Here is a 6,084-nt window from a genome sequence, read left to right as displayed (position 1 = left end):
AATCAAGTTCCCGCCGGCGTCGCGGCTACGGGGCGTCGAGTGCCGCGGATCGCCGGCGAAAAAAGTGGTTCCGAACCGACCGGCTCAGATCATCCCCTTCGCTTCCAGCCCGTCGAGGATGTCGTCGACGAGTTCCTCGGCGGTGTCGTAGGGGAACTCCTGTTCGCTGCCGAGCTTCGCCGCCATCTCCATGGCGGTGAGGCTCACGTCGCCGGCCTCGAACTTCGTCGCGGGGCCGTCCGGCAGCGCCGGGACGAGGTCCATCTGGTTCTCGACGGGGAAGTCTGCGCCGCCGAACGCCTCTAAGAACTGTTCGCGGAGTTCCGCTCTCACGTCGCTCATACACACTCCATCCCGCGAGCGCCCGCAAAAGGGTTGCGGAACAACGGTAAACTAATTTAGCGTTTGTGAGATCGGCGAAGCCAGACGGCCGTGCCAGATCCTGCGGACCTTTGTCGCTGGCGCGGACAGTCACGGACATGGCACACGAGTTCGACTTCGAGTTCGACCTGCTCCGAGAGCTGACCGAGGCCCGCGGCGTCCCGGGCTACGAGGACGACGTCCGCGAGGTCGTCCGGCGCGAGTTCGCCGACAGGGTCGACCGCGTCCGAACCGACGCGATGGGCAACGTCGTCGGGACGATCGAGGGCGACGCGGACTACTCGGTCGCCGTGGCGGCCCACATGGACGAGATCGGGTTCATGATCCGGCACGTCACCGACGACGGGTTCGTTCAGGTGGACCCCCTCGGCGGCTTCGACGCCCGCGTGCTGCGCGCGCAGCGCGTTACCGTCCACGGCGACGAGGACCTGACCGGCGTCATCGGCTCCGTCCCGCCGCACACGCTCACGGAGGAACAGCAGGAGACGGACGACGAGGTGAAAGACGTCTTCATCGACCTCGGGCGCGACGCCGAGGCGGTCGACGACCTCGTGAGCGTCGGCGACCTCGTCACCCTCGATCAGACCACGACGCGGATGGGAGACCGGATCACGGGCAAGGCGCTCGACGACCGGATCTGCCTGTTCGCGATGCTCGAAGCGGCCGACCGAATCGAGGAGCCCGACGCCACGATCCACTTCGCGGCGACGGTTCAGGAGGAGGTCGGCATTCGGGGGGCGACCGCGCTCGGCGTCGACATCGACCCCAACCTCGCGATCGCCTTAGACGTCACCGTCGCCAACGACGTGCCCCAGATCGGCGACGAGGCCGACGCCGTCACCGAACTCGGCGATGGCGCGGCCGTCAAGCTGAAGGACTCCTCGGTGATCACCAGCCCGAAGGTCCACGGTCGCCTCACCGACGTGGCTGAAGCGGCGGACATCGACCACCAGCACGAGGTGCTGCCCGCGGGCGGCACCGACACGGCCGGGTTCCAGAACACGGCGGGCGCGAAGCCCGTCGGCGCGATATCGATCCCGACGCGGTACCTCCACACTGTCACCGAAACCGCCGACGGCGGCGACGTGGAGGCGACGATCGACCTTCTGACGTCGTTCTTGGAGTCCGAGACGGGCGAACACGACTACACCCTCTGAGCCGGAGTTCGCGTCGGACCCCGCGACTCAGTCGTCGCCGGGGACCGCGGGTCCGGGATCCCGGGCGGCGCGGTGGGCGTTCCGCGCCTGCCACGCGAAGCCGGTCGTCGCGAACGCGATGAACGCGGCCGCGAGCAGGAACCCGGTCTCGGTGCTCGTCCCGTCCATCGTGGTGCCGACCAGCACCGGACCGACGACCTGCCCGACCTTCCACGAGACGGACCGCAGGCTCATCGCGCTGGCGACGGAGTCGTACGCCTCCCCCTCGCTGACGAACAGCGACATGCTCGCCGGCAGCCGGATCGAGTCCGCGATCCCCAGAAGCGAGTAGGCCCCGAACAGCGCGAAGAAGGCCCCGCCGAGCGTCTGGGAGTCGCCGAGGTACGAGACGGTGACCGGCGAGACGGTCCCCTCGAAGTACGCGGCGAGGGGGATCGTCGCCGTGCCGACGCCGTACAGGAGTGCGCCGACCGCGACGAACAGGTAGGTGCGCTCGTAGCGGTCGGTGAGGTCGCCGACGAACCCCTGCGTGAGCGCCTTCGTCGCCTTCCCGCCGGCCATGATCCAGCCGATGGCGAACGCGGAGATGCCGAACGACGTCCGCGCGTAGATGGGTAGGAAGATGATCACCGCCATCTTCCCGACGCTGAAGGTGAACCGGAAGAAGACGAGGGCGCGCAGCATTGGGAGTCCGAGAAGCGACCGGAACGTCTCGATCCCGCCCGCGTCCTCGGGGTCCTTCCGGCCGCCGGGGTTGTCGCGGAGGAAGGCGTACACTAAGGCGAAGGCGGCGAGCGTGACGAGCGTCAAGACGAGGTACGTCTCGGAGAAGCCGTAGGCGTACAGCAGGTAGCCGCCGACGAGGTCGCCCGCGAGCGACGAGAAGGAGGCGAACTGGTTGTACGAGCCGAGCCAGCGCCCCCGCTCGTCGTCCGGGCTGATCTCGCCGATCACCGTCGCGCCCGTGATCCAGAGGACGCTCGCGCCGAGCCCCTGGACCATCCGCACGAGGATCACGTGGACCGAGCTGTCGACCAAGGCGAACCCGACGAAGACGGCGACGTTGACCAGAAAGCCGCCGAGCAGCCACCGCTTCGCGTTCCCGGTGTCGACCCACCGGCCGAGCGGGAGGACGATGACGAGTTGGACGACCGCGAAGGCGGTGCCAAAGAGTCCCTCGACGAACCCGGTGGTGCCGAACAGATCCGCGTACAGCGCGAGGGCGATGAGGATCGTCGAGTACGCCTGACTGCGCGCGAACGCGGTCCCGGCGAGCGCCGCGAACTCCCGGTCCCCGAGCAGCCGTACCGAGTTGCCGAACTGCGCCACGGTCGTCTCGGCTCGGCCTCAGTGCGTCCCGAGACAAAAGGCCCGCAGATCCGGCGGTCCGCGTGGGGTTATCGTTTCAATCGAACGAGAGTCGGATCGGACGACGCCGACAGAGAGATTCGCGCGAATAGGGTGCTTTCGGCCGATTCCGGGCGTCAGAAACGGTGATCACGGATCCAACCACAAAACTGATTTGTCGCGGTCGTGTCCCGAGTTCCGTATGCCCTCCCGCTCTCGTCGCGCCCTCCTCGCGGCAGTCGGTACCGGATTCGCCGGCGGTCTCGCCGGCTGTAGCGCCCGGCTCGGAAACTTGACATCACAGACCGATCCGAACGAGTTCAGCGTAGGTCCGCTCTACGTCGCCGACGGCGTTCCGCTCCCGGACGGTGCCGACCCGCAGACCGTCGATGACCCCGCGGCCGCACGCGTCGCGCTGTTCCCGTCCGACGGGTTCGACCGACCGGAGCCGGGGACTGCGCTTCGGGAGTCGACTCCGGTGGTGGTCGTCGGCCGCAACGCACAGGTGCTTCCCATGGACCTCTGTGCGGCCGACGGTCGGCCGTACGGCTTCGCCAGCGACGGTTGGGGGTCAGATACGCGCGTCGCGGCCGCCGTCCCGTCCGAAGACGGGCTGGTCACGCACGTGTTCGAGGGGATCGAGGTCCCGGGCGGCCTCGCCGGAGCGGTCGACACCGTGCTGAATCCGCCGCGAACCGCGTGCGCGGTCGACGCGGAGCTGTCGGACCGCCCGCCCGGGTTCGACGAGGAGGCGAGGACGCTCGGCCCCTCGTACGTCCACGGTCGCAACGACGTGGCCACATTCACCCGTCGGGACGCGGTTCGAGTTGTCAGCGACGCGGACGGGACCCACGTCGAACTCGAACTGCGGGGGACGATACGCGGCGGCGACGGGACGTACGACGCCGATCAGGTGCGGCTCGTGGCCTCGTTCGACGACCGCTTGCGCGCGACCGCCCCGCCGGCGAGCGAGACCGGAGGGCTGGCGGTCCGGCGTGTTGCGGAGGAGACCGGCGACACCGTCGACCATCGATTCACGCAGGCGGGCGACGGGGTGCGTCCGGAGTTCACTGCCTGTCAGCGCTCGCTCGTGACGGCGGCGGAGACGCCCGGTCCGTTCTCGTACGTGGGTAACGCCCGGTTCCGGTGGCGGGATCAGCGGCTCATCCGCGAGGACGACCTGTGGCACCATCACACCCCGGGTCAGGGGGTGTGGTATCCCGACGGCGGCCGGTCGGTGTAAACCGCCGCCGGCGAGGTCGACGGACGCGACAGCGCCCGTCAGTCGTGCCGGAAGCAGCGCGTCCCGGTGAACGCCATCGCCATGTCGCGCTCGTCGGCGGCGGCGATCACGTCCTCGTCGTTGACGGAGCCGCCGGGCTGGATCACGGCCTCGATCCCCGCGTCGGCCGCCTCCTCGATCGCGTCCGGGAACGGGAAGAAGGCGTCCGAGGCCATCACCGCGCCCTCGGCGGACTTGCCCTCCGCGTCCTTCTCGGCTTTCATCGCCGCGAGCGTGACGGCGTCGACCCGCGAGACCTGTCCCATCCCGACGCCGACCGTCTCGGTGCCGGTCGCGAAGAGGATGCCGTTCGATTTCACGTGCTTGAGGGTCTGCCACGCGAACAGCATCGTCTCGACCTGCTCGTCGGTCGGCTCGCGCTCGGTGACGACCTCCAAGTCCTCTGCGGTCGGCGACTGTCGGTCGCGCGCCTGAACGAGGCGGCCGCCGACGATCGGTTTCTCGGTGAACCGCTCCGAGAACCGGTCGTCGCCCTCGCCGAGCGGGCCCACGTCGAGCACGCGGAGGTTCTTCTTCTCCGTGAGGACGTCGAGCGCGCTGTCGGTGTAGCCGGGCGCGACGACGACCTCCTTGAACGAGTCGGCGACCGCGGTCGCGGTGTCGGCGTCGCACTCGCGGTTCAGCGCGACGATGCCGCCGAACGCCGACTTCGCGTCGGTTCGCAGCGCGCGGTCGTACGCGTCCGCGAGGTCGTCTCCGACCGCACAGCCCGCGGGGTTAGTGTGTTTGATCACCGCGGCCGCGGGGTCGTCGAACTCCTTCACGAGGTCCAGCGCGGCGTCGGCGTCGTTGTAGTTGTTGTACCCCATGCCCTTCGCACCGGGGTTCAGCTGGTCGGCGTCGACGACGCTCGCCTCCTCGCAGCCGTCGTCGACGTACAAGGCGGCGTCCTGATGCGGGTTCTCACCGTACCGGAGCGTGGCGGTCCGCTCCTCGGAGACGAACCGCCGCTCGGGGAAGTCGCCGCCCACGTCGCCCTCGACCGCGACATCGACCGGGCTACCGTCCGCGTCGCGCTCGACGGTCACGCGGTCCTCGGCGAACCACCGGACCGCCCGCGGGTACGCGGTGAACTCGGCCTCGCGGAGGACGCGCGCCTTCAGCGAGTCGGCGTCGTCGTCCTCGTAGACGGGGATCGGCTCCTGCGTGACGACCGGGCCGGCGTCGACCTCCTCGGTGACGACGTGGACCGTACAGCCGGTCGTTCGAACGCCGGCGGCCAGCACCTGCTCGTGGGCGTCGGTGCCGGGGAACGACGGGAGCAGCGAGGGGTGGACGTTCAGCGTCGTCGGGACCGCGTCGAGGAACTCGTCGGTCAGCACGCGCATGTAGCCGTCCAGACAGACCAGATCGAAGTCGTAGTCGGAGAGACGTTCGACGATCCGGCGCTCGTGTGCCTCCCGCGACTCCCCCTCGTCGCGCTCGACGACCTCGGTCGGGACGCGGCGCTCCGTCGCGGCCTCCAGAACGGGTGCCTGCTCGCGGTTCGTCAGGACGACCGACAGCTCCGCGCCGCCGGGCGCGGCGTCGGCGATGTGTCTGAGGTTCCGTCCCGGTTCGCTCGCGAGTCCGGCGATCTTCATGTGTGAGGGTCCGACCGATCGGGTATATCGATTGCGGTCCGCGCCGGTCTAATAGGCACGATTGCGGATCGAGACGGGGGTTCGACGCGTCGAGGACGCGAGACGGATCCACGTCCGTGGTTCGTCCCATCGACACGCTTTTGCTGGCTCCGGCGGCAGTCGCGACCATGACCGACGATGCCGACGAGGACGCCGGCGACGCGATAGCCGGACTGGACCGATCGGACCCGCTCGCGGCCGTCTCGCCGCTCGACGGGCGATACGCCGGCCGGACGGCACCGCTGTCGCCGTACGCGAGCGAGGCCGCGCTGAT

Annotated in this window: 5 protein-coding genes; 2 read left to right on the top strand and 3 right to left on the bottom strand. The window is 69.3% G+C overall.

Annotated elements, in window-relative coordinates; translation table 11 throughout:
* Positions 1 to 84 precede the first annotated feature (84 nt).
* Positions 85 to 342, bottom strand: coding sequence for an MTH865 family protein (locus tag BN903_RS08550; RefSeq protein ID WP_048077348.1), 258 nt, complete (start codon positions 340 to 342; stop codon positions 85 to 87).
* 137 nt (positions 343 to 479) lie between these two features.
* Between BN903_RS08550 and BN903_RS08545 the strand changes: the two genes are divergently transcribed.
* Positions 480 to 1,538: a M42 family metallopeptidase gene (locus BN903_RS08545; protein ID WP_048077347.1), complete on the top strand. Its 1,059-nt coding sequence runs from the start codon at positions 480 to 482 to the stop codon at positions 1,536 to 1,538.
* A gap of 27 nt (positions 1,539 to 1,565) precedes the next feature.
* On the opposite strand, the gene BN903_RS08540 is transcribed toward BN903_RS08545, so the two are convergent.
* The gene (locus BN903_RS08540) at positions 1,566 to 2,867 is read right to left on the bottom strand and encodes an MFS transporter (protein WP_048077346.1); all 1,302 of its coding nucleotides are present in this window, start codon (positions 2,865 to 2,867) and stop codon (positions 1,566 to 1,568) included.
* A 220-nt stretch (positions 2,868 to 3,087) separates the two neighbouring features.
* On the opposite strand from BN903_RS08540, the gene BN903_RS08535 reads away from it, so the two are divergent.
* Positions 3,088 to 4,128, top strand: coding sequence for a hypothetical protein (locus tag BN903_RS08535; protein ID WP_048077345.1), 1,041 nt, complete (start codon positions 3,088 to 3,090; stop codon positions 4,126 to 4,128).
* 38 nt (positions 4,129 to 4,166) lie between these two features.
* Here BN903_RS08535 and purN read toward each other — a convergent pair whose 3' ends face one another.
* Complete coding sequence (gene purN, locus BN903_RS08530) at positions 4,167 to 5,771, bottom strand: phosphoribosylglycinamide formyltransferase (protein WP_048077344.1); 1,605 nt, start codon at positions 5,769 to 5,771, stop codon at positions 4,167 to 4,169.
* Positions 5,772 to 6,084: the final 313 nt, after the last annotated feature.

The sequence above is a fragment of the Halorubrum sp. AJ67 genome, from assembly GCF_000513435.1.
Note: the sequence above shows the minus strand (reverse complement) of the source record. Positions and strands in the feature narration are given on the sequence as shown.